Annotated in this window: 18 protein-coding genes; 13 read left to right on the top strand and 5 right to left on the bottom strand. The window is 66.9% G+C overall.

What is annotated here, in order from left to right; translation table 11 throughout:
- The first annotated feature begins 126 nt into the window (after nucleotides 1-126).
- On the top strand, nucleotides 127-915 hold the full coding sequence (locus tag AC1DTW_RS06805; RefSeq protein ID WP_477980279.1) for a PRC-barrel domain-containing protein: 789 nt from the start codon (nucleotides 127-129) through the stop codon (nucleotides 913-915).
- On the opposite strand, the gene AC1DTW_RS06800 is transcribed toward AC1DTW_RS06805, so the two are convergent.
- From AC1DTW_RS06800 to AC1DTW_RS06790, 3 genes are read right to left on the bottom strand one after another with little or no spacing between them, the layout of a single operon-like run.
- Nucleotides 906-1829: a pseudouridine synthase gene (locus tag AC1DTW_RS06800; RefSeq protein WP_477980278.1), complete on the bottom strand. Its 924-nt coding sequence runs from the start codon at nucleotides 1827-1829 to the stop codon at nucleotides 906-908. The two genes, AC1DTW_RS06805 and AC1DTW_RS06800, sit on opposite strands and share 10 nt — an antisense overlap.
- On the bottom strand, nucleotides 1826-2659 hold the full coding sequence (trhO, locus tag AC1DTW_RS06795; protein ID WP_477980277.1) for an oxygen-dependent tRNA uridine(34) hydroxylase TrhO: 834 nt from the start codon (nucleotides 2657-2659) through the stop codon (nucleotides 1826-1828). Before trhO ends, AC1DTW_RS06800 begins: the two co-directional genes overlap by 4 nt.
- Nucleotides 2660-2703: 44 nt before the next feature.
- Nucleotides 2704-5418: a DEAD/DEAH box helicase gene (locus tag AC1DTW_RS06790; RefSeq protein WP_477980276.1), complete on the bottom strand. Its 2715-nt coding sequence runs from the start codon at nucleotides 5416-5418 to the stop codon at nucleotides 2704-2706.
- A gap of 22 nt (nucleotides 5419-5440) precedes the next feature.
- Between AC1DTW_RS06790 and AC1DTW_RS06785 the strand changes: the two genes are divergently transcribed.
- Nucleotides 5441-5791, top strand: coding sequence for a YetF domain-containing protein (locus AC1DTW_RS06785; RefSeq protein WP_477980275.1), 351 nt, complete (start codon nucleotides 5441-5443; stop codon nucleotides 5789-5791).
- Nucleotides 5792-6016: 225 nt separating this feature from the next.
- Nucleotides 6017-7132: a hypothetical protein gene (locus AC1DTW_RS06780; RefSeq protein ID WP_477980274.1), complete on the top strand. Its 1116-nt coding sequence runs from the start codon at nucleotides 6017-6019 to the stop codon at nucleotides 7130-7132.
- A gap of 73 nt (nucleotides 7133-7205) precedes the next feature.
- Here the strand turns inward: AC1DTW_RS06780 and AC1DTW_RS06775 are convergent, their stop codons facing one another.
- Together AC1DTW_RS06775 and AC1DTW_RS06770 are read right to left on the bottom strand one after the other, a co-directional pair.
- The gene (locus AC1DTW_RS06775; protein ID WP_477980273.1) at nucleotides 7206-10400 is read right to left on the bottom strand and encodes an AAA family ATPase; all 3195 of its coding nucleotides are present in this window, start codon (nucleotides 10398-10400) and stop codon (nucleotides 7206-7208) included.
- A 231-nt stretch (nucleotides 10401-10631) separates the two neighbouring features.
- On the bottom strand, nucleotides 10632-11414 hold the full coding sequence (locus AC1DTW_RS06770) for a fumarylacetoacetate hydrolase family protein (protein ID WP_477980272.1): 783 nt from the start codon (nucleotides 11412-11414) through the stop codon (nucleotides 10632-10634).
- Between the two features lie 212 nt (nucleotides 11415-11626).
- Here AC1DTW_RS06770 and AC1DTW_RS06765 point away from each other — a divergent pair, with 212 nt between their 5' ends.
- The 10 genes from AC1DTW_RS06765 (at nucleotide 11627) to AC1DTW_RS06720 (ending at nucleotide 21628) form a co-directional block, all read left to right on the top strand.
- On the top strand, nucleotides 11627-12499 hold the full coding sequence (locus AC1DTW_RS06765; protein ID WP_477980271.1) for a branched-chain amino acid ABC transporter permease: 873 nt from the start codon (nucleotides 11627-11629) through the stop codon (nucleotides 12497-12499).
- Nucleotides 12490-14247: a branched-chain amino acid ABC transporter ATP-binding protein/permease gene (locus AC1DTW_RS06760; protein ID WP_477980270.1), complete on the top strand. Its 1758-nt coding sequence runs from the start codon at nucleotides 12490-12492 to the stop codon at nucleotides 14245-14247. Before AC1DTW_RS06765 ends, AC1DTW_RS06760 begins: the two co-directional genes overlap by 10 nt.
- Nucleotides 14237-14944 (top strand): ABC transporter ATP-binding protein, encoded by a 708-nt coding sequence (locus AC1DTW_RS06755; RefSeq protein ID WP_477980269.1) that lies wholly within the window; start codon nucleotides 14237-14239, stop codon nucleotides 14942-14944. Before AC1DTW_RS06760 ends, AC1DTW_RS06755 begins: the two co-directional genes overlap by 11 nt.
- Before the next feature lie 82 nt (nucleotides 14945-15026).
- Nucleotides 15027-15503, top strand: coding sequence for a cupin domain-containing protein (locus AC1DTW_RS06750; RefSeq protein ID WP_477980268.1), 477 nt, complete (start codon nucleotides 15027-15029; stop codon nucleotides 15501-15503).
- 49 nt (nucleotides 15504-15552) lie between these two features.
- Nucleotides 15553-16866: a phosphopyruvate hydratase gene (eno, locus tag AC1DTW_RS06745; RefSeq protein ID WP_477980267.1), complete on the top strand. Its 1314-nt coding sequence runs from the start codon at nucleotides 15553-15555 to the stop codon at nucleotides 16864-16866.
- Between the two features lie 138 nt (nucleotides 16867-17004).
- A complete protein-coding gene (locus AC1DTW_RS06740) occupies nucleotides 17005-17562 on the top strand; it encodes an NADPH-dependent FMN reductase (protein ID WP_477980266.1) in 558 nt (185 codons plus the stop codon).
- Between the two features lie 24 nt (nucleotides 17563-17586).
- A complete protein-coding gene (locus AC1DTW_RS06735) occupies nucleotides 17587-18609 on the top strand; it encodes a VOC family protein (RefSeq protein WP_477980265.1) in 1023 nt (340 codons plus the stop codon).
- A 19-nt stretch (nucleotides 18610-18628) separates the two neighbouring features.
- Entirely contained in the window at nucleotides 18629-19156 is a 528-nt protein-coding gene (locus tag AC1DTW_RS06730; protein ID WP_477980264.1) for a carboxymuconolactone decarboxylase family protein, read from the top strand.
- 126 nt (nucleotides 19157-19282) lie between these two features.
- On the top strand, nucleotides 19283-20443 hold the full coding sequence (locus AC1DTW_RS06725) for an amino acid ABC transporter substrate-binding protein (protein ID WP_477980263.1): 1161 nt from the start codon (nucleotides 19283-19285) through the stop codon (nucleotides 20441-20443).
- A gap of 168 nt (nucleotides 20444-20611) precedes the next feature.
- Nucleotides 20612-21628, top strand: coding sequence for an alcohol dehydrogenase catalytic domain-containing protein (locus AC1DTW_RS06720; RefSeq protein WP_477980262.1), 1017 nt, complete (start codon nucleotides 20612-20614; stop codon nucleotides 21626-21628).
- The last annotated feature ends 86 nt before the right edge of the window (nucleotides 21629-21714 follow it).

Here is a 21714-nt window from a genome sequence, read left to right as displayed (position 1 = left end):
ATGACCACTGACGGCCTGCTTCGGCCCGCGTAGGCCCGCTCCTACCGGTGGCACCGCAGCTAGCCGACAGACGCCCGCGAGAGGCTTGCCGAGACTGGGTTGACATGCACTCGCAGGAGAGACGCCATGTTGCAAAACCTGAAGGATCTGCAGGGCTACGCGCTGCGCGCGACCGACGGCGATATCGGCAGCGTCAAGGATTTCTACTTCGACGATGACCGCTGGGTCGTGCGCTACCTGGTCGTCGAGACCGGCGGCTGGCTCTCGAGCCGCAAGGTGCTGATTTCGCCGGTGTCGATCGGCACGCCGAACCACGACGAGAAGGTCTTGCCGCTGTCGATCACCCGCGAGCAGGTCAGGAACAGCCCGGACATCGACACCGACAGGCCGGTCTCGCGGCAGCATGAGATGGACTATCTCGGCTACTACGGTTACCCCGCCTACTGGGACAGCGTGGGTGCCTGGGGCGGCGGCACGATGCCGGGGCTGATGACGCCGGATGCCGGTATCGCGGGAACCGGCGCCGGCGTGCTCGAGACCGATCGTGCGGTCGCCGCCGAAATGGCGGCGCGCCACCGCAACGACGACCCGCACCTGCGCTCGTGCAAGGCCACGACCGGCTACCACATCAAGGCGCAGGACGGCGAGATCGGCCACGTGCGGGACTGGATCGTCGATGAGGAAGGCTGGGCGATCCGCTACCTGATCGTCGACACCAGCAACTGGTGGCTGGGCCACAAGGTGCTGATCGCGCCACAGTGGATTCAGGAGGTGAGCTGGTCCGACAAGATCGTCGCGGTCAACATGAGCCGCGATGCGATCCAGCACGCCCCCGAGTGGGATGCGTCGATGCCGCCGAGCCGCCTCGAGGAGATCGACATCTACCGCCACTACGACCGCACCGGCTACTGGTGACCGTCGTCGGGCAGCGGCCGCAGCCGCAGGCGGCTCTCGAAGTGACGCGGTGCGCCGGTCAGCGGGTCGGTGAACGCGAGCGAGCGCGCCAGCAGCTGCAGCGGCAGCGCCGCGTCGTCGGTGCCCGGCGGCAGCAGCTCCGGGTAGATGCGGTCACCGACGATCGGCAAGCCCAGTGCCGCACAGTGCACGCGCAGCTGATGGCGCCGGCCGGTCAGCGGCACGAGCCGATAGCGTGCGAAGTCGCCGCGGCGTTCGAGCAGCTCGATGCGGGTCTGCGCATTCGGTTCGCCGAGCGTCTCGCGCATGCGCATGAAGTGCACCGGATCGTCGACGACGCGGCTGCGGTGCAGCCGCGGCAGCGCGAGCTCGGCGCGCCATGGCGCGATGCATTCATAGACCTTGTGCACTTCGCGCTGCGCGAACAGCTGCTGATAGCGCCCGCGTGCCGCGGGGTCGATCGTGAACAGCACCAGCCCGGCGGTCTCGCGGTCGATGCGGTGCACTGGCGCCAGCGTGTCCAGCCCCAAGCTGCGCTTCAGACGCACCAGCAGTGTCTGCTGCAGATGGCTGCCCGAGGGTGTGACCGGCAGGAAGTGCGGCTTGTCGGCGACGACGATGTGCGCGTCGCGATACAGCACGGTCTCGAGGCATGGCAGCGGCGGCTCGTCGACCAGCGAGCGGTAGTAGTAGATGCGCAGATGCGGCTGGTGTGGCCGCGTCAGGGTGACGCGCACGCCGCGTTCGTCGACGACCTCGCCGGCGCCGATGCGCGTCGCCCAGACCGACGCAGCGATGGCCGGGAAGCGATCCGCCAGGCACGCGGCGATCGTCACCCACGGCCCGGCAGGCAGTGCGACGCAGCTCGGACCGACGCCGTCGCGGGTCGGCAAGGGCAGGGCGGCGAGGCTCACGTCACGCCGGCCAAGCGTTGCGCGCGTTGCAGGCGCCAACCCTCGTCGGCGTCGCCAGCGTAGACCTCGGCCGCGGTCGTCGCGGTCTCTTGCAGGCGCGCGTCGAGCGCGATGCGGTTGTCGAAGACGAAGCACTCGCCCTGCCAGTCGCCCTCGGCGCGGGGCGCATCGTTCGCAGTCTCGGCGAGGTGGCGCAGGATGCCGCCTTCGAGCTGCTGCACCTGCAGCCCGAAGGCATCGTGCATCCACGCCGCGGTCTTCTCGCAGCGGATGCCACCGGTGCAGTACATCGCGACGCGCTGGCCCTGCTCGCGCCAGGCCGGCGCATGTGCCGCGATGAACGCCGGCAGGTCGCGGAAGTTGCCGACCTGCGGGTCGACCGCGCCGCGAAAGCGCCCGAGCCGGTGCTCGAAGTGGTTGCGGTTGTCGATCACGACCGCGTCGGGATCGGCGAGCAGCGCACGCCACTGCACCGGGTCGAGCTGCAGGCCGCGGCGTCCGACCGCGTCGACGCCGTCGATTCCGAGCGGCAGGATCTCGGCGCGCAGATGCACCTTGATGCGCCCGAACGGCGGCGTGCGGCAGGCGCTGCGCTGGAACGCGAGGCCGGCGAATGCACCGCTGAAAGCCGCGTCGTTGCGCAGCGCATGCTCGAAGCGATCGAGCGCGGTTGCCTCGCCGGCGAGCACGCCGTTGATCCCTTCGCCGGCGACCAGCACGCTGCCGAGCAGCTCGTGCGTCAGCGTGCGCACGGCCTGCGCGATACGCGCCGGCTCGGGCAGCCGCACGAAGCGGTAGAACGCGATGTGGAACAGGGCAGGGCTCGTCATGGTGCGGCCCGCATTGTCGCGTGCCGAGGCGCCCGCCGCGGAACTCATGCGAGCGGCGCGAGCAGGCCGCGCAGATCCTCGGCACTGAACTTCACCGCCCCGGCGGCGTCCGAGCCGAGCACGCCCTCGGCGAGCGCGGCCTTGCGCTCCTGCAGCGCGAGCATGCGTTCCTCGATGCTGCCTTCGACCACGAGCTTGTAGACGAACACCGGCCGGTCCTGGCCGATGCGGTGCGCGCGGTCGGTCGCCTGGCGTTCGACGGCCGGGTTCCACCACGGGTCGAGGTGGATCACGGTATCGGCCGCGGTCAGGTTCAGTCCCACGCCGCCGGCCTTCAGGCTGAGCAGGAAGACCGGCACCGCGCGCGCCTGGAACTGTGCGACGACGGCGCCGCGCGCGCGCACCGGCGTGTCGCCGGTCAGCGCGAGGAACGGCAGCGCGAGCGCCTCGAGCTCGGCCGCGACCAGCGCGAGCATCTCGGTGAACTGCGAGAACACCAGCACGCGCCGGCCTTCGGCGACGAGCTCGGGCAACATGTCGCACAGCAGCGCCATCTTTGCGCGCTCCATCGTCGCCGGCATCTTGCTGCCCTTGACGAGGTAGGGGTCGCAGCAGACCTGGCGCAGCTTCAGCAGCGCATCGAGGATCGTGATCTGCGCGCCGGCGAAGCTCTGGCGCTGCAGCACGCGGCGCACTTGCTCGTCGGCCGCGACGCGCACGCTCTCGTACAGCGCGCGCTGCTGACCCTGCAGCTGCACGCGCCGGATCACCTCGGTCTTGCGCGGCAGCTCGGCAGCGACGTCGTCCTTGCGGCGGCGCAGGATGAAAGGGCGCACGCGCTGCGCGAGCAGCTCGGCACGCAAGGTCTCGCCGTTGGTCTCGATCGGCTTGCGCCACAGGCGCTGAAAGCTGCGTGCGTCGCCGAGAAAGCCCGGCATCAGGAAATCGAAGTGCGCCCACAACTCGCCGAGGTGGTTCTCGAGCGGCGTGCCGGTCACGCACAGGCGATGCCGTGCGTCGAGCCGGCGCAGCGCGGTCGCGGCGCGGCTCGCGGCGTTCTTGACCATCTGCGCTTCGTCGAGGATCAGCAGGTGCCAGGGCTGCGCCTGCAGCGCGTCGATGTCACGCCACAGCAGCGGGTAGGTCGTGAACACGAGGTCGTGTTCGGCGATGCGCGCAAAGTCGCGGGCGCGCTGCGCGCCTTGCAACGTGATCACGCGCAGGTCCGGCGCGTGGCGCGCGGCCTCGGTCTGCCAGTTCGCGATCAGCGAGGTCGGCAGCACGACCAGCGCTGGCCGGTCGAGCCGCCCAGCGTGCTTCTCGACCAGCAGATGCGCGAGCACCTGCGCGGTCTTGCCCAGCCCCATGTCGTCGGCGAGGATGCCGGCGAGGCGATGCTCGCGCAGGTACTGCAGCCAGGCCAGCCCGTGCAGCTGGTACGGGCGCAACGTCAGACTCAAGCCCGCCGGTGCGGCAACCCCCGGCGGCGTGCCCGCGGCGCGCAGGCGCTGCGCGAGCACGCTCAGGCCGGCATCGCCCTGCAGCTGCCACGCGCCGTGCGTGCCGGCGCGCGCAGCCTGCGTGTCGAGCAGCGACAGCCGCAGCGCCTCGACGCGCTGTGCCTCCCAGCTCGACAGGCGCAGCGGCCCTTCGGCGTTGCGGCGCGGATCGGTCAGCAGCTCGAGCATCGCGCCGACGATCGCCTTCAGCGGTCCCGCGGGAGCTTCGATGCGGCGGCCGCCGGGCGCGCGCAGCGCAATCGTCGCGGCGTCGTCGATCGCGGCCAGCGCGCGCGCATCGAGCCAGCGCGCGTCGCGCTTGAGCAGGTCGGCGAGCAGCGGCGCAAGGTCGAGCGTTTCGCCGTCGACCTCGACGCCCAGACTCAGCATGAACGAGCCCTCGCGCACCGGTTGGCGCAGCGCCTTGATCGATGCCGCGGTCGGCGCCGCCGAGCCGAGCGGCTCGGCGAGTTCGCGGCCACGCTCGCTGCCGTCGATCGGGTCGATCAGCAGCCGCCAGCGATCGACCGGCACACTCAGGTGCGCGAAACCCGGCTGCACGACGATGGCCCAGCCGAGCGCCTGCAGCCGCGGCACCTGTTCGGCCCAGAAGTCGCCGAACTGCGCTTCCTGCGGCAGCGACCACAGATCGGTGTGACTCGCGCCGGCCTCGCGGTCGCGCCACTGGATCGCCTGCGGCGGCAGCGGGCGCAGGCCGGTCGCGGCGAGTGCATCGCTGGCGTCGGCTTCGCCCGCGAGATCGCGCTGCAGCAGCACGCGTTCGTTCCAGGCCCCGCGCAGCAACTGCGTCGGCTGCGGGCGCTTGCCCAGCACGCCGGTCGGCGCCGGCGTTTCCCAGTGCAGGCCGTTGTTGGTCGCGTAGGTCCAGCTGACGCGTGCCACCGTCAGCTGCGCGCCGCGCGGGCCGAAGCCGTTCATCGCGCGCAGGCCCAGCAGGCCGTCGCCGCGGGTCAGTGTCTGCAGATCGAGGCGCGGGACGAGTTGGGCGGGAACCGGCGTGTCGCCGCTCGATGCGCGTGCCGCCGGCCGGGCAGGCGGCGGCTTCGCCGCGGCGGGCACGGCCGCTGGTTCGCGCAGCAGCGCCATCACGCGGGCTGCATCCTCATCCGGCAGCGCGGGCAGGGCGCGCAGCTCGGCGGCATCGGCGCCGCGGCGCAGCGCATCGAGCCACAGGTGCAGCGTGGCCTCGCGCGACGTCGCGGAGGCGGGCGCGTCGCGGCGGCGCTTCGGTAGGGTCATGCGGTGATTCTCGGGCCAGCGCATGGCAACTCTCGAGGCGCGCCTTGTAGGAACAGACAGCACGTGCAAGCGAGCCCGCCTCGGGCGTGGACCCGGGCCCGGCACCGACGATGCGCTGATCGCGTTCGACTCAACTACCGAGCCCAAGCCGCTGCTGCTCGTCGACCGAGGGCGGATCGTCGGGCGGAACCTGCGCAGGGAATACCTGACCCGCGACGACCTGGAATCCCAGCTGCGCGAAGCCGGCGTCACCGACCTGCGACAGGTACGCAAGGCCTACCTGGAGGGCGACGGCAAGTTCTCGGTGCTGAGGTTCGACGAGGGCAGGGGCAGGCCCAAGGCCGACACCCGGGGAACGCCAGGCGCCGGCTGAGCGGAAGGGTTTCCCGCCTTGCGCGCCTGCGACGACTGTTGTTCGTCATGCGCATTAGGGATGGACTTCGTGAACTGCTTGGCTAACTATCCAACATTGTGATACATATTGGTATACAAACCGGTATTAGGTCTCAGTGGAAGTGGTGGCGAGCCAGCCTGGCGACCCGCCTGCTTCGTGTCAAACAGGATTTCGGCCCCCAGCGGCCGGCCATTGGAGAGTGAAATGTCCGTTCCCGAAACTCGAGCGCCGATCGCGAAGCGCTCTGCGTGGTCAAAGGCTATGGCGGCTGCGGTCACAGCTACGACCGTCTGCCTCGCACCGGCTGCATGGGGCGCCGCCGCGTCAGACCTCTTTGTGACACTTGACGTGAAGCCTGCGGGTTCGGTTTCGGTCAGCCGAACCGACCTGAACACGTACGTGGCATACAGAGCGACGTTGACAAATCGCGGTGGCAACACCATCAATCAAGTCGTATTCACCCTAACGACGACCGTCGTGGGGGCCAGCGATGTCGCCCCGTATAACAGCACCCTGAACCTTGGCTCTGTCTCTCCGAAGTGCTCCGCCGCCTCTGCTGCCTCGGTGGTTTGCCAGATCGGCCAGCTCAAGAGCAATGACTCGCGCGACTTCTTCCTGTTCTTCCAAGCGCCGAAGAGCGGGACATCGATCCATTTCGATGAGGTGACAGACTTCTCTGAAGGCGCCAGCAGTGGCGCGCCACCGGCTCACTTCAGCCTGCCGATAAGTGGCGATACGGGACTCACTGAAACCTTGGACGTGAAAGGGCATGTGAACACTGTACTGAAGCCGGGCGGAGGCGACTTCTTCACCGGGGTGAGCGGCAAAGCGGATTCCACGAATCCGTTCGCGACAAAGGTGACCGTTCCGGCAGTGGCAGGCCTTGTTACCGACAACGCGATCACCGAAAACATTGCTGGCTCCACGACCCCCTGCGCACCAAATATCGATGCGAGCTATTTCTGCTATGGCCTCGAATCAGACATCACCATCAACAAGGCAATCGATGGGTCGAAGGTCTATCTTCCTCTCGACAGCCCAGTGATAACGATCTTCCTGCGTCAGGACGCATCATCGCTCGCAGCCAAGAAGCCGATTCCGCCAATAGGCCAGATAAAGATCTTCTACACGCCGACACTCCCGACCTTCCCGACCGATCCGCCCAACACCGGAGCGCAGATCGAGGTTCCTCCATGCGGAGCTGGCCTTCCTAAGCCCGACAAGCCCTGCGTCGCCGAAAGAAATGACTTCCTCAAGGGATCGAAGGGCTACTACGAGTACGTGATCCACGCTCTTGACAACGGCAAGTTCGGCGCCTGACGGTCGTCGACTTTCGTTCTCCACACCGCGCCGAAGTGCAGTCAACTGCACTTCGGCGTTGTTCCTTGTATCGCTATGCCAACTGGTCGGCCAGCCGCTCGATCTTGCCCGCCGACACGACATCCCCCTTCGTCGCATAGAGCGTCCGCGCCTGCGCCAGCACCTGACGCGCCTCGTCGTCGCGGTCAGCCAGCGCAAGCACGCTCGCGAGTTCGGACAGCGTGTCCGCACGGCACACCGGGTCTTCGGTCTGCTCGGCCAGCTGCAGAGCCTCGCGTGCCATCGCCTCGGCAGCGGCTGCGTCGCCGGCTCGCGCCAGGATCGGCGCGCGAAACGATCGCCACAAAATCTGCGCGTCGATGTCGTCTGGCGCGGCGGCGTCTTCGGCCGTTTTCGAGACGAGCAGGGCCTCGTCGTCGCGGCCCTGGTCGCGTATCAGACGTGATAACAACGCAGCCACGTTCGACAGATAGAAGGTCTCGCCGATCGCCGACAGGTAATCGCAGTCGACACGCAGTTCCCGCTCTGCACCGGCGAGATCCCCCGCGAGCAACTCGACCCGCGCGAGGGCGATGCCGGTGGCGGCGGCGCGCACGCCTTGCCCCAGGTCACTCAGCAGCGAGCGCCCCTGCCGATAGAGCGAGCGGGCGACTTCGAACTCGGCATTCATGGCCCGCAGCTGCGCCAGTGCGCACATGATGCTGCCCTCGACATGCCGATCTGTCAGGCCCTCCGCGATCAGCTGCTCGCATTTCGCAATGGCCTGCGGCACCGGAGTCGGGCCGAAGAGCGCGCTGTTCGCCATAGCCATGGCTGCGCGCGCGACAAGCCGTTCGTTCGCCGCTTGGCGCGCATGGATCAACAGCTTTTGCGCCGCCTCGTCGACCTGCGCGTAGCGACCCGCTACCCCGTGCACCAACACGATCAACCGCCACGCGGTAGCCAACTCGTTGTGCGCACCGGCCCTTTCGAGCACGGGGATCGCCTCGGTGGCGACCTGCAATGTCTGCGAACTCCACTCCCCCGGCTCGGCGCTGTGCATGCGCACCAGCATGCGCACGAGCTGCGCCGCGGCCTTCTGCCGCTCATCGCCGAGCTGCTGCGCGACCTCGGTCGCGCCGTCGAGAACGGTTCGCGCGGCGGCGAAATCGCCGCGCTCCATCAGCGCCTCGGCGAGCTGCGGCTGAAGCGCCAGCCGCTCCGGGTCGTTCACAGAGAGCAGGGCGCTGGCCCGCTGGTAGAGATTGGAGGCCGCATGCATGTCGCTGCGCGCGAACGCGCGTCTGCCGGCGCGCCCGAGGCGGCCCGCCGCATCCTTACCGATCGCGACGCCGTCGGCGTCGAGGGGCCCGAGCTCGGAGAGGTAGCGGTGTGCTTGCTCCAGGTGGTAGCCGAGAATTTCCTCGAACTCGAGGCCGCGATCGCGTTCCGCGTTGACCCGGTCGGCCCAACGCACAAAGTCGGCGTGCAGCGTGGCGCGCGCGCGCTTCAGCAAGCCGTTGTAGACGGTCTCGCGCACCAGATGATGGTCGAAGCGGTAGCGCGCTTCGGTCTGCCCCGGCGCTTCGGTGGGCCGGATGAATTGCTTGCTGGTCAGCGCCGTCAGCTGCTTGTCGATGGTCGGGCGCAGGCCTGCCGGCGCAAGCGCTTCGAGTGCGGGCTGCGCGAACTCCAGGCCGATCACCGACGCCGGATCGACCGCCGCGCGTTCCTCGCGTTGGAGCCTGTCGAGCCGGGCCTCGAGCAAGGCCTGGATCGTCGGCGGCACGGTGATCTCGCCGTACTTCTCGCCGCGCACCCAGCGCCCGTCCTCGAGGTGCAGCGCACCGGTGTCGATCAGCATCGACAGCATCTGCTCGACGAACAGCGGGTTGCCTTCCGCGGCGGCGACGATGCGATCGAGCACCTCGGGCGCCAGCCCGGCCGCACCCAGCAGATTCGTGACCACCTGGGCGCTCGCTTCCTGGCTGAGCGGCAGCAGCACGAGCCGGATGGCCCCAGCGCGCTCGCTCCATTGCGGGCGTTCCTCGATCAGGTCGTGTCGCGTCGTCGCGAGCAAGAGCATCGGCGCATCGGACGATGCGTCGAGCAGGTGCTCGATCAGGTCGAGCAGGGCAGCGTCGGCCCAGTGAATGTCGTCGAGCAGCGCGACGACCGGTCGATCGGCAGCGAGGCCCTCGAGGAACTTGCGCGCCGCCCAGTAGAGCTCGACCAACGGAAACTGCGTCGCGCTGAGGCCGACCGCCGAGCTCAGTCGATCGGCCACGTCGGGGTCGGCGACGACACGCAACACCTTCGCGCGCGCGGCCTCGGGCAGGTCGTCGGTCCGGATGTCGGCCACCTCGTTGAGCATGCCACGCAGGGGCCAGAAGGTGACGCCTTCGCCGTACGGCAGGCAGCGGCCGCGCAGCACGCGCGAGCCGACGGCGACGCGCTCGAGCACTTCATGGACCAGGCGTGACTTGCCGACACCCGCGTCGCCGACGATCGTCGCCAGGCGTGCGACCCGGTGCGTCGACACATCGTCGTAGAGCGCTTCGAGTGCGGCAATCTCGGCGTCGCGGCCGACGACCGGCGTGTCGATGCGCCGCACGTTTCCGTCGAGGCCCGGCACCGAGATCAGGCGGAAGGCCGGCAGGCGCTGGCTCTTGCCCTTCAGCTCCAGCGGCTCGACCGGCTCGACCTTGACGGCGTCGCGCACGAGCCGATAGGTGGTCTCGCCCATGTAGACCTGGTTCTCCGGCGCGGCCTGCTCGAGCCGGGCGGCGACGTTGACGGCATCGCCGGTGGCGAGCTTCTGGTCGACGGTCGGATCATCGTTGGCGACGACTTCACCGGTGTTGACGCCGGTGCGATTGGCGAGGGCGACGCCATAGCGCTTCATCAGGTCTTCGTTGACCTGCTGCAGCGCGGTCTGCATGCCGGCGGCGGCGCGCACCGCGCGCAGCGCGTCGTCTTCGTGCGCCCGGGGCAGGCCGAAGACTGCCATGATCGCGTCGCCGATGTACTTTTCGATCTTGCCGCCGTGGCGCGTGATTTCCGCGGCCATCGCGCGGAAGTAGCGATCGGTGACTTCGCGCATCGTCTCCGGGTCGAGGAGTTCGGTCAGCGCGGTCGAGCCTTTCAGGTCCGAGAAGACGATCGTGACGGTCTTGCGAATCTCATGCGCAGGAATCGGCGGTGGTGCCGCCGCGAGCGGCGTGCCACAGTACCCGCACAGCCTGAACTTCGGCGGGTTTTCTTCACCGCAACCGGGGCATTTCACCATCCAACGAGTCTACCTCCCGGTATGCAACACGGTATTGCATCACCGAGTCGTATCGCATCCCCAACAGTTGGGGTGTAGGAAGGGCTGAGACCTGCAAACCACGTCTCCTCGGTGGGCGCCGAATGTAACGGGGCAAGTTACCCCTCGCCGCAACCTGGCGGAGCAAACACCCGACCCGCGGCAAGATTGGCCGCCTGTCGGAGAGCGGCTACCTCGAGCGTGTCGGCCGATCTAGACATCACGCTCGGCCACCACCGGGTTCCGCAGCACGCCGATTGCCGGAATCTCGATTTCCACCGTGTCCCCGACGGAGATTGGTCCGACACCTGCCGGCGTCCCGGTCATGATGAGGTCGCCCGGTAGCAGCGTCATGTACTTGCTCAGATGGGCGACCAGATAGGGCACGCTGAAGAGCAGGTCGCGGCTGTTGCCATCCTGGCGGACGACACCGTTGACGCGGGTGATGATCCGCTGGTTCGCAGGGTCCAGCCCGGTCGCAATGTACGGGCCGATCGGCGCGAACGTATCGTAGCCCTTGCCCGCCAGCAGGCAGCCGAAGGTACTCTCCTGGCGCTGCAGCACACGGTCGCTGACGTCGTTGCCGCAGGTGTATCCGAACACGCAGTCCAGCGCGTCCTCTTCGCGCACGTGGCGCGCACGCCTGCCGATGACGGCGGTCAGTTCGCCCTCGTAGTGAATGATCTCGCCATCTCGCGGATAGACGATTGCGTCATCGGGGCCGATGGCTGAGGTGCTGGGTTTCATGAACAAGACCGGTATCTCGGGCACGGCCTTGCCGACTTCTTGCGAGTGCGCCTTGTAGTTGTAGCCCAGGCCGAAGATGCGCGGCCGGTCGATCGGCGCCAGCAGCTTCACCGTTTCGAGCGGGTCGAAGTGGCCGCTTTCAGTCAGGCTGTCGAACGGGTGGCCGGCCAGGCGCTTGAGCACCCTGCCGTCCAGGATGCCGAATTGCGTGGTGTCGCCTAGCGCATAGCGCGCGATCAACGTACTCATGGTGTCTGTGCGTGCGGGTGTCAGTCGAGTGCTAACGTTAGCCAGCGATTCTAGACCTGTCAATCAGGGGAGCCGCGGCTTAATGAACGCTTGACGAGAGGCATTGATGTGCACACAATGTGCTAACGATAGCACTAGGAGACAAGCAACATGAAGGATCCCGCCGCCACGCGTTTCCCGGCGCGGCCTCATCGTGCGAGCGGATGCCGGTCGTGCGCAATGCAGGGGGCATCGACGTGAGCTTCACGCTGCTTGCCCAATCCGCGCTGGGCGGCATGCTGCTCGGTGGCGTGTATGGGCTGCTGGCGATGGGCCTGAGCCTGAGCTGGGGGCTGCTCCGGCTCGTCAATCTCAGCCACTTCGCCCTGGCGTTTCTGGGTGCCTACCTCACGTACCAGCTCGGCACGCAATTCGGCGTTCCGCCGTGGGCTGCGCTGCTCTTGATCGCGCCGGCGTTCTTTGTCGTGGGTGTCGCCTTGCATGCGGTGTTCGTGCACTTCAAGGTCACCGAGTTCGCGTCGATGCTCGTGACCTTCGGTGTCACCGTGCTGATCGAGTCGCTGATCCAGTGGGTCTGGTCGGCCGACTTCCGCAAGTTCGAGACACCTTACGCGCAGACCTCCATCCGGATCGGACCGATCTTCGTGCCGGTGCTCGAACTGACGGCCTTCGTCTGCGCGGCTTTGCTCGCAACGATCGCGTGGCTCTGCCTGCACCGTACGCTGCTCGGCCGGGCGCTGCGCGCGGCAGCGCAAGACGGTCCCATTGCCGCCGCATTCGGCATCAATGCCGGGCGCTTGTCGTACGGGCTCGCAGGTCTGTGCTCTGCGTCGGCCGGCGTCGCCGGTGTGTTCATCGCGCTCACATCCACGCTCGCTCCGTCGCAGATCGAAGCCTGGATCGGCGTGGTCTTCGCGGTCGTGATCATCGGCGGCCTGGCCAATCCGCTCGGCGCCCTCGCGGCCGGTGTGCTGATCGGCGTGTCGGAGTCGGTCACGATGGCGACGGTCAATCCTGCCTGGGCGCCGCTGGTGGCGTTCTCCATCTTGATCGGCTTGCTGATCTGGAAGCCGAAATGGCTCTGAACACCAAACTCCTGCAAGCAGCGGCGGCGGTCGGCGCGATTGCATTGTTCGCCTTGCCGTACTTGGGCGCCGCCGACTTCTACCTGTCGTACCTGTACATCGTCTTCTTCTGGGTGGCGCTGGCGACAAGCTGGGGCATCCTGAGCGGCTACGCGGGCTACTGGAGTTTCGGGCACGCCGCGTTCTTCGGCGCCGGGGTCTACACGTCGGCGACCCTCGCTGCGAAGGCAGGGTTGCCCTTCCTGCTCACGATCCCATTGGCCGCGGGCATGGCCGCATTGCTCGCTGTGGGCATCGGCTTGGTCGTCTTTCGCATCAAGTCGCTGCGCGGGGAGTTCTTCGCGCTGCTGACGCTGTCCGTCACGTTCGTGCTCGCCGCCATCGTCTCGAACACGCCCATCGACGGCGGCGCCGGGGTCAATCTGAGCAGTGTCTCGCTGCCCCAATTCGGGACCTCGGTGCCCGGCACGATCTACCTGCTCGGGTTGGTGCTTGCGGTCGTCGCGCTGGCCGTGTCCCGATGGATCTACCGTTCCAGGCTCGGGCTCGGCCTGCTCGCCATTCACGACGACGAGGATGTCGCCGAGGTCAAGGGCGTCCCCACGTTGCGCTTCAAACTCGTGGCCTTCGGCATCTCGGCGGCGATCGCAGGAGCGGCAGGGGCTGTCCAGGCAGCCTACGTGGGCTATGTGACGGTGGCGGACACGTTTTCGATCACGGTACCGCTGTATGTCGTCTTGATGAGCATCCTCGGGGGTGCCCGCCATTGGGCGGGGCCAGCCATTGGCGCAACGCTGATCACCGTCGCGCTCAGCATGTTCGTCGGCGGCAACCATGCGGAGCTCGGCAAAGCCGGTGTCGCGCTCGCGCTGATCGTCGTGATCCTGGTGCTGCCGCAGGGGATCGCGCCGCGACTGCTCGCGTTGTTCAGCGGGCCGCCGACAGCCCCGCGGGCTCGGGGCGACGGTGGTCCGGCACTCGTCGTTGCGACACCGCCAGCCTCAACGCGTGCCGTCGGCGCCCAGCCGCTGCTCGAGTGCCGCGATGTAGAGAAGCGCTTCGGGGGACTTCAGGCGCTCGGTGGCGTGAGTCTCAGCGTGATGCAAGGCGAAATCCTTGCACTCGTCGGCCCGAACGGGTCGGGCAAGTCGACCTTGATCAACATGATCAGCGGCCACTTCCCGCTGTCGGCCGGCAGCATCGCGCTGAGCGGCCAGTCGATCTCGTCGCTCGAGCCGCACGAGGTGGCGCGCAGGGGCGTCGCGCGGACCTACCAGATTCCGCGCCTGTTCGAACACCTGACCGTGCTGGACAACGTGCGCCTGTGTGCAACATTCGGTCGAGCCGATGGCGCGATCGAGGACAGCACGCAAGCGCGACATTGGCTCGCCTTCGCGGGGCTCGCGGAAAAGGCCGATCAGTTTCCCGCCACTCTGAACCTGCACGAGCGAAAGTTCGTGGAGTTCGCGCGGGCCTTGGCCGCACGTCCGAAGCTGCTGTTGCTCGACGAGGTGCTGTGCGGGCTGACACCGTCGGAAGTGGATCAGGCGATCGATCTCATACGAAAGATCCGCGCCGGCGGGACCACCATCGTCTTCGTCGAGCATGTGATGCGCGCGGTGGTTGCACTGGCAGACCGCGTGGCGGTGCTCGACCAGGGCAAGCTCCTCGCCCTGGGCGACCCGCACGAGACCATGCAGAACCCCGAGGTCATCGGCGTCTACCTGGGAGTCGCCCATGCTGCTTGAGGTTCGCGACGTTCACGTCGCCTATGGCGACGCGCCGGCGGTCTGGGGCGCTTCCCTGGACATCGACGCAGGGCAGATCGTCTCGGTCGTCGGGCCCAACGGCGCCGGCAAGAGCACGCTGATCAATTCGATCGCAGGCATTCTTCGACCGAGCCGGGGCAGCATCAAGATCGACGGGGTGGACGTCACGACGATGCCCGCTCATCGCATGTGCGATCACGGGGTGGCGATCGTTCCGGAAGGGCGCCGCCTGTTCACCCAGATGACGGTTCTCGAGAACCTCGAGTTGGGTGGCTATCGCGCCGAGGCTCGTGCCAAGTACCGGGACACGTTGCAAGAGGTTTTCGCGCTGCTGCCGGTGCTTCGGGAGCGCAGCGCCCAGATCGCCGGCACGATGTCGGGCGGTCAGCAACAGATGGTGGCCATCGGCAGGGCGTTGATGGCGCGGCCACGGCTCTTGTTGATGGACGAGCCCTCGCTCGGTTTGTCGCCACTCATCGTCGCGGACATGTTCCGGATCATCCAGCGCATCAACGAGCGCGGCGTCGCGGTCATGCTGGTCGAGCAGAACATCCATCAGGCACTCGCGGTGGCGCACCACGCCTATGTCATCGAGCAGGGCCGAATCATCACGTCCGGTAAACCGGAGCGCCTGCTGAGCAATCCGCAGATCAAGGAGGCCTATCTTGGCGTCTGACACTTCCTCCATCTCCGGCGTTCCCATCGAGATCAACCGCCTGGTGACCGGCCATGGTGAGGACGGGTCCAGCTGCGTTGCAATGCAATCGGTCCCGCCGCGCACCGACGCCTTTCAGCACATCCCCGGGATGGTGTCGCGACTGGTCTGGGCCACCGCGGCGCCGCCCCGATTGCCCTTCGATGGCGCCGACCCGACACCCGGGGTCACGAGTTTCGTCCCCGGGCCGGCAGAGACACGCTTCATCGTCGTGACGTTCCCGCCCGATTCCGTGTTCGCGGATCCTGGGTTCGACCCTGCCGCTGCGGTGCGAGAGAACCTCGCGATCAGCCCGGGTTTGGCTGAGCGCTTCGAGCCCGATGGAAAGCACACGACGCCGACCGTCGACTACGCGATCGTGCTCGACGGCGAGATCTGGCTGGAACTGGATGAAGGCCGCCCCACGCTGCTGCGCCAGCACGACGTGGTCGTGCAGAACGGCACTCGGCATGCATGGCGCAACAAGACCGAGCGAGCGGCCACGGTGGCATTCGTGCTGATCGGTGCCCGATCCGAATGACGTCGCACACCACACCCACTGAGCACACCGACATGAGCATGGAACAGCGATGAGCGACACCAGAATCAAACAAGTTCACGGCCGCCGAGTGTGGGACTCCCGCGGCCGCCCGACCGTCGAAGCGGAAGTGGAGTTGCGCAATGGCGTGATCGCGCGCGCCATCGCTCCCGCGGGCGCCTCGACCGGCAGCGGCGAAGCCCTTGACCTGCGAGATGGTGGCACGCGCTTCGGCGGCATGGATGTCGGCCAGGCGTGCGCGGCCGTCAACGGGCCGATCTCGGATCACCTGGCAGGACTGGAAGTCGGTGACCAGGCGCATCTGGACGGTCGGCTCGTCGCGCTGGACGCCACGAGCAACCGCAGCCGCCTCGGTGGCAACGCGATGGTCGCCACCTCGATGGCCCTGCTGCATGCGGCTGCGGCTGCCGCGGGACAACCGCTCTGGCGTCATCTTGCCGGAGCGAGAAAGGTCCGCCTGCCGCTGCCGGAGATCCAGATCTTCGGCGGCGGAGCGCATGCGGCGCGACGTGTCGACGTGCAGGACTTCATGATCATGTGTCCCGCTGCTCGGTCGTTCGGCGAAGCGCTTGAATGGACGGCCGAGGTCTACCTGGCCGCCGGCGCGTTGCTCAAGAAAGCCGGCAAGCTGCAGGGCGTGGCGGACGAGGGCGGCTACTGGCCCGCCTTTGCGTCCAACGAGGAGGCACTCGACACGTTGATGCAGGCCATCCTCGATGCCGGCTTGCGCGCGGGTGAACAGGTCGGCATCTCGCTCGACATCGCGGCCTCGGAGTTCGGGCGCAGCGGCCGCTACGACCTGGCACTCGAGAGTCGAACACTCGACTCGGACGGCATGATCGACATGCTGGGCGGATGGCTCGACACCTACCCGATCCTGTCGATCGAGGACCCGCTGGCCGAGGACGACCCGGATGGATTCCGGCTCTTCACCGAAGCGTACGGCTCGCAGTGCCAGATCATCGGAGACGACTTCCTCGTGACGAATGCGTCGCGCGTGGTTGAGGCAGCCGAGAAGGGCAGCGCGAATGCCGTGCTGATCAAGCCCAACCAGGCCGGGACGCTGACCGAGGCGCATGCGGCCCTGCAAGCCGGCAAGAAGGCGGGCTTCGGGACCATCGTCTCGGCCCGATCCGGGGAGACCGAGGACGTGACGATTGCGCACCTCAGCGTCGGTTGGGATGCGGGTCAGCTCAAGGTCGGCTCGTTCTCGCGTTCCGAGCGCATGGCGAAGTGGAACGAAGTCCTTCGCATCGAGGAATCCCTGGGCAGCGACGCCGGCTACTGGGGATGGGACGCGTTGCCGTTCAAGCGTGCTGCTGAACTCGGCGTCAAACGGAGTTGACCATGGCCCTGCTTCTTCGAGTGTTGCGAGACGTCCGGAGTCTGTCCGGCGATCTCGACCTGATTCCGCCCCTGGGCGAAGGCGTTGGAAATCCGGCGCAGCGACGCCACCCGACATCGTTTTTGAAAGGAAAGACAGATGCGTCAACTTCGACTGGCAGGCATTTCGGGAAGCCTGCGGAAGAACTCCAACAACACGGCGATTCTTCGAACCTTGCGGGAGCGCCTGCCGGAGGCGATCGAGCTCTCGCTGGTGCCGCTGGATGGAGTGCCCTTGTACAGCGGTGACCTCGAGGGGGCCGAACTTCCCGCGGGCGTGGCTGAATTCAGGGCCGCCGTCGAAGCGGCAGACGGGCTCGTCGTCTGCTCACCCGAATACAACGCCGGCACGTCGGGTGTCCTGAAGAACGCCCTGGATTGGGCGTCGCGACCTGCGAATGCTTCATCGCTCAAGGGCAAGCACGTTTTGATCATGAGCAGCTCACCCGGCTTCATGGGAGGCGTGCGCGCGCAGGCCCAGCTCCGCGAAACCTTCGCCAGCACGCTGTCACGCGTCGTTGTTCGCCCGCCGGTGGTCATCGCCGGCGTCCACGAGAAAATCAAGGATGGCCGGCTCGTCGACGAGTCGAACATCCAGTTCGCACTCGATGCGATCGCCGCGCTCGCGTCCGAGATTCGGGTCGATCGCGCCTGCTGATCAAGTTCGCCACTGGAGGTATCCATGCTGCCCGCCGTCAATCTGCGTCCACCTTTCAACATTACCCGCACCAGCCATGTGGTCCTGCACGTCGCGGACCTCGAGAAAAGCCGCGACTTCTACGTGAAGATCGTCGGGCTCGTCATCACCGAAGAGACGCCGACCGAGTGCTATCTGCGCGGACTCTCCGAAGCCTGCCATCACAGCCTCGTACTGATTCAGACCCGCGGCGAAGCCACGTGCAAACGCATCGGCTTTCGCGTCTTCTTCGAGGAAGACCTCGATCTGGCGTATCAATACTTCAAGGGCCAAGGGCTGCCCGCCGAATGGGCCGATGTGCCGCACCAGGGCCGTACGCTGCACGTGTCCGACCCGATCGGCACGAAGATCGAACTCTGCGCGCAGATGAAGACCTGCGAGCGCATGTACCTGAAGCGCGAACTGTTCACCGGTGCGCATGCGCAGCGCCTGGACCACTTCCAGATCTTCGCGCCTGACTGCTACGCGCTGTGTGATTTCTACAGCCAGCTCGGTTTTCGAAATTCCGAGTACCTGGAGCACGGCGACAAGTTGCTCGGGGCCTTCATGTACCGCAAGGGCACCTGCCTGGATCTGGCCATCGTCGAGAACGCCGGCCCGAAGCTGCATCACTTCGCCTACACGATCCCCGAATCGCATCACATCTTCACGGCCTGCGACCTGGCCGGCAACTACGGCTACTCCGACTCGGTGGAGCGCGGGCCGGGGCGACACGGGCCTGGCGGAATGCTGTTCGTGTACCTGCGCGACCCGGACGGCCATCGCATCGAGCTCTTCGGCAGTCACTACCAGACGATCGACATCGAGATCGAGCCCGTGCGCTGGGACGCCGCATCGCTCAGCACGAACGTGCGCTGGGGTTTGCCGGCGTCCGAGCGCTGGTACGTCGAGGCCACGAGTTTCGAAGCCACACCCACCATCAAGCCCGAAAAGATGCCGAACCCCGAAACGCTGGAGACGTACATCCAGAAGCGGATCGCGGCCAAGGCTGCGGCCACTGCAAGTTGATACGGCAGCAAGGACACCCATGGCACGAATCAAATACCTGCGACGCACCGACAGCCCGAATCAAGCGATCTTCGATCGCCTGGAGCGCGAGCGGAAGCTTCCCACCGCCAACATCTTCCTGGCGCTGACGCAGACGCCGGACTTGCTGGACGGCTTTCTCACGTACGCGAACGCGCTGCGCAGCTCGCCGTTGAGCCCACGCCTGCGCGAACTCGCCATCCTGACCGTCGGGCATCTGACGAAGTCGGAGTACGAGGTGGCGCACCACCAGTCGCACGGCCTGAAGGCCGGGCTCACGCAGGCGCAGCTCGATGCGGTTCCGGACTTCGAAACGTCGTCCCTGTACAGCGTCGAGGAGAAGGCGGTCATGGCGCTGGCCAAGGAGTCGACGCTGAACGTTGCGGTCAGCGACCAGACCTGGCGCAACGCCGCGGCGTTCCTCGGCGAGCCGGAGATGATCGCGCTGGTGCTCGTCGTCGGTTGGTACAACTCCGGCGTGCGAATCATGGCGGGTCTCGACATCGAGCTCGAAGACAGCCATCGGTGAGTGCATCGCGAGCCAAACCATGCGCTCGTGCAACGGGCGCTCAACCAAAAAACATCGGAGACATCAATGACTGATTCGGCACTGGACAACAGCCGTCGCGGATTCGTTCTAGGCGCAGGCGGCCTGATGCTGGCCGCCGGGCTGCCCGCCTTCTCGCAGCCGGCAACCGGCGCTCCGATCCGCGTCGGCGGCACGCTGCCCCTGACGGGGCCCCTCGCTTCGGTGGGCATGATCCACAAGATCGCCGGCGAGGTCTTCATCGACGCCGTCAACAAGCGCGGCGGCGCTCTGGGGCGCAAGCTGGAGTGGGTGCTGCTCGACGACCAATCCCAGCCCTCGAACGCGCGCACGCTCTACGAGCGCCTCATCACCGCCGAGAAGGTGGATCTGCTGATGGGGCCGTACGGCACGAGCGCAATCATCGCGTCCATGGGAGTTGCCCAGCGGTTCAACAAGCTGTTCATCCAGAGCAGCCTCGGCGACCCCAGCCTCGCGCCCTACGACATGCAGTTCCCGGCCCTGCCTCTGGGCCCGGAGCCGCGCCTCGCCGATACCGAGACCGTGCTCGCCGCCTACGCAAGCCTCCCCAATCCGCCCAAGACGATTGCCTTCGTCACCAGCAAGTTCCCGTCGGCGCTCGACCTGGCGAAGGGCGGCCAGGAGGTCGCCGGCAAGCAGGGAATGAAGACCGTGCTGTCGCTCGAGTACGAGTTCGGCACGCGCGAGTTCGGCGGAATCGCCGCGCGCATCAAGGACGCAAACCCTGATCTGCTGTGGTCCGGCGCGATCGGCATGGAGGCCGTGCAACTGCTCGACGCGATGAAGCGCCTCGACTACCTGCCGAAGCGCCACTTCTATCTCTTCCCGGCGCCGGGCCCGACGGCGGCTCATCCAAACGCGAATGGCCTCACGAGCCTGACCTGGTTCGAAGACCACGAGCCGTTCAGCCAGAACGCCGGTGCGTCGGAGTTCGTCGCGGCCTACACCCAGCGCGCGACTGCGGCAGGGCTGCCCTATCCGCGCGCCGACTATCAGGCGGCTGCCGAGTTCGCCGCCTGGCAGATGCTCGAGGCAGCGGCGATCGGCGCGGGCCGCATCGAGGACAAGGCCATGGCCGCCTGGCTCAAGGCGAACTCGGTCAAGACCGTGCTGGGCACCCGCAGCTTCGAAGGCAAGTTCAACAGCAGCACCCCCGACACCAAGCTGAAGCAGGTTCAGGAGGGCAAGTGGGTGACGGTCTGGCCCGCCAAGTACCGGCCGAAATCAAGCGCCTTCGTCACCCAGTAGGCGGGCCGCGCACACGTTCCAATCTCCAGCCGTGCACGAAGCCACGGCGATCCAGGCTTCAACAGAGGATCTCTCATGAGCAAGACAATGACCGCGGCGCGCCTGCATGCACTCGGCACGCCGATGACACTCGACACCATCCCGGTGCCCAAGCCACGGCCGAACGACGTGCTGGTGCGCGTCAAGGCGTGCGGGATCGTCCCGAACATGGCCAACGTCATCAACAACTGGCCGACCTGGTTCCCGCATCAGCCGCTGCCGAAGTTCCCGGCGATCTTCGGGCTCGATCCGACGGGTGTCGTCGAGGAGGTGGGCGAGGCGGTCATCAACGCCAAGCCGGGCGATCGTGTCTACGTCAGCCCGCTGCGGTCCTGCGGGTCGTGCAAGGCCTGCCGGGCCGGACACCGCAGCCAGTGCCGCTACTACACGTTGAATGGCTACTTCAGCACGAGCACGGATGGCCAGCGCATCTTCGATCTCTATCCCTACGGCGGCTTCAGCGAGTACATGACCGCGCCCGAGTACGCGCTCGTCAACATCCCGGACAACCTGAGCTTCGAGCGAGCGGGGCGGTTCGGATACCTCGGTACGTCGTACGGTGCGCTGAAGAACGCCGGTGCGGGCCCGGGCCAGGTGGCGCTGATCGATGGCATCACCGGCACGCTCGGTGTCGCAGCAACCGTGCTCGGCTTGGCGATGGGGCTGTCGCGCATCCTCGGGACAGGGCGGGATGCCGAACTGCTGAAGCGTGTGAAGGCGCTGGCTCCCGACCGGATCGAGGTCATCCCGCTGGGCGAGCGCTCCACCGGCGAATGGGCCAAGTCGCTGACGGGCGATGAAGGCGCGGACTTCGCCATCAGTGCGCTGGGCGCCCAGGCCCCGGTTGCGACGATGCTCGACTCGATGAAGGGCGTGCGGCGCGGCGGCAAGGTTGTCAACGTCGGCGGGGTGGCCGACCATCTGCCGATCGACGTGAAGTGGTTGATGGACGAGCAGATCCAGCTGATTGGCTCCAACTGGTTCAGCGCCGCACAAGGGCAGGAGATGGCCGAGATGGTGCGCACGGGCACCATCGATCTGTCCTACCTCGAGAACCGTGTCTTTCCGCTCGACCGGGTCAACGAAGCCATCTCGGGTCTGAAGGATCGCGACGGCGGCTTCTCGAACTACGTTGTTTGTCCCTGACGGCCGTCTTCCCGAACATCGCAATGCATTGATCGAACTGATCGAGAGCGTGACGGCAAGTCGTGCTCGGCGGAGACTCCTCGGAG

It is taken from the genome of Rhizobacter sp. P5_A1, assembly GCF_056400745.1.
The sequence above is the reverse complement of the archived record's forward strand: the minus strand, read 5'-3'. Positions and strand labels throughout refer to the sequence as shown.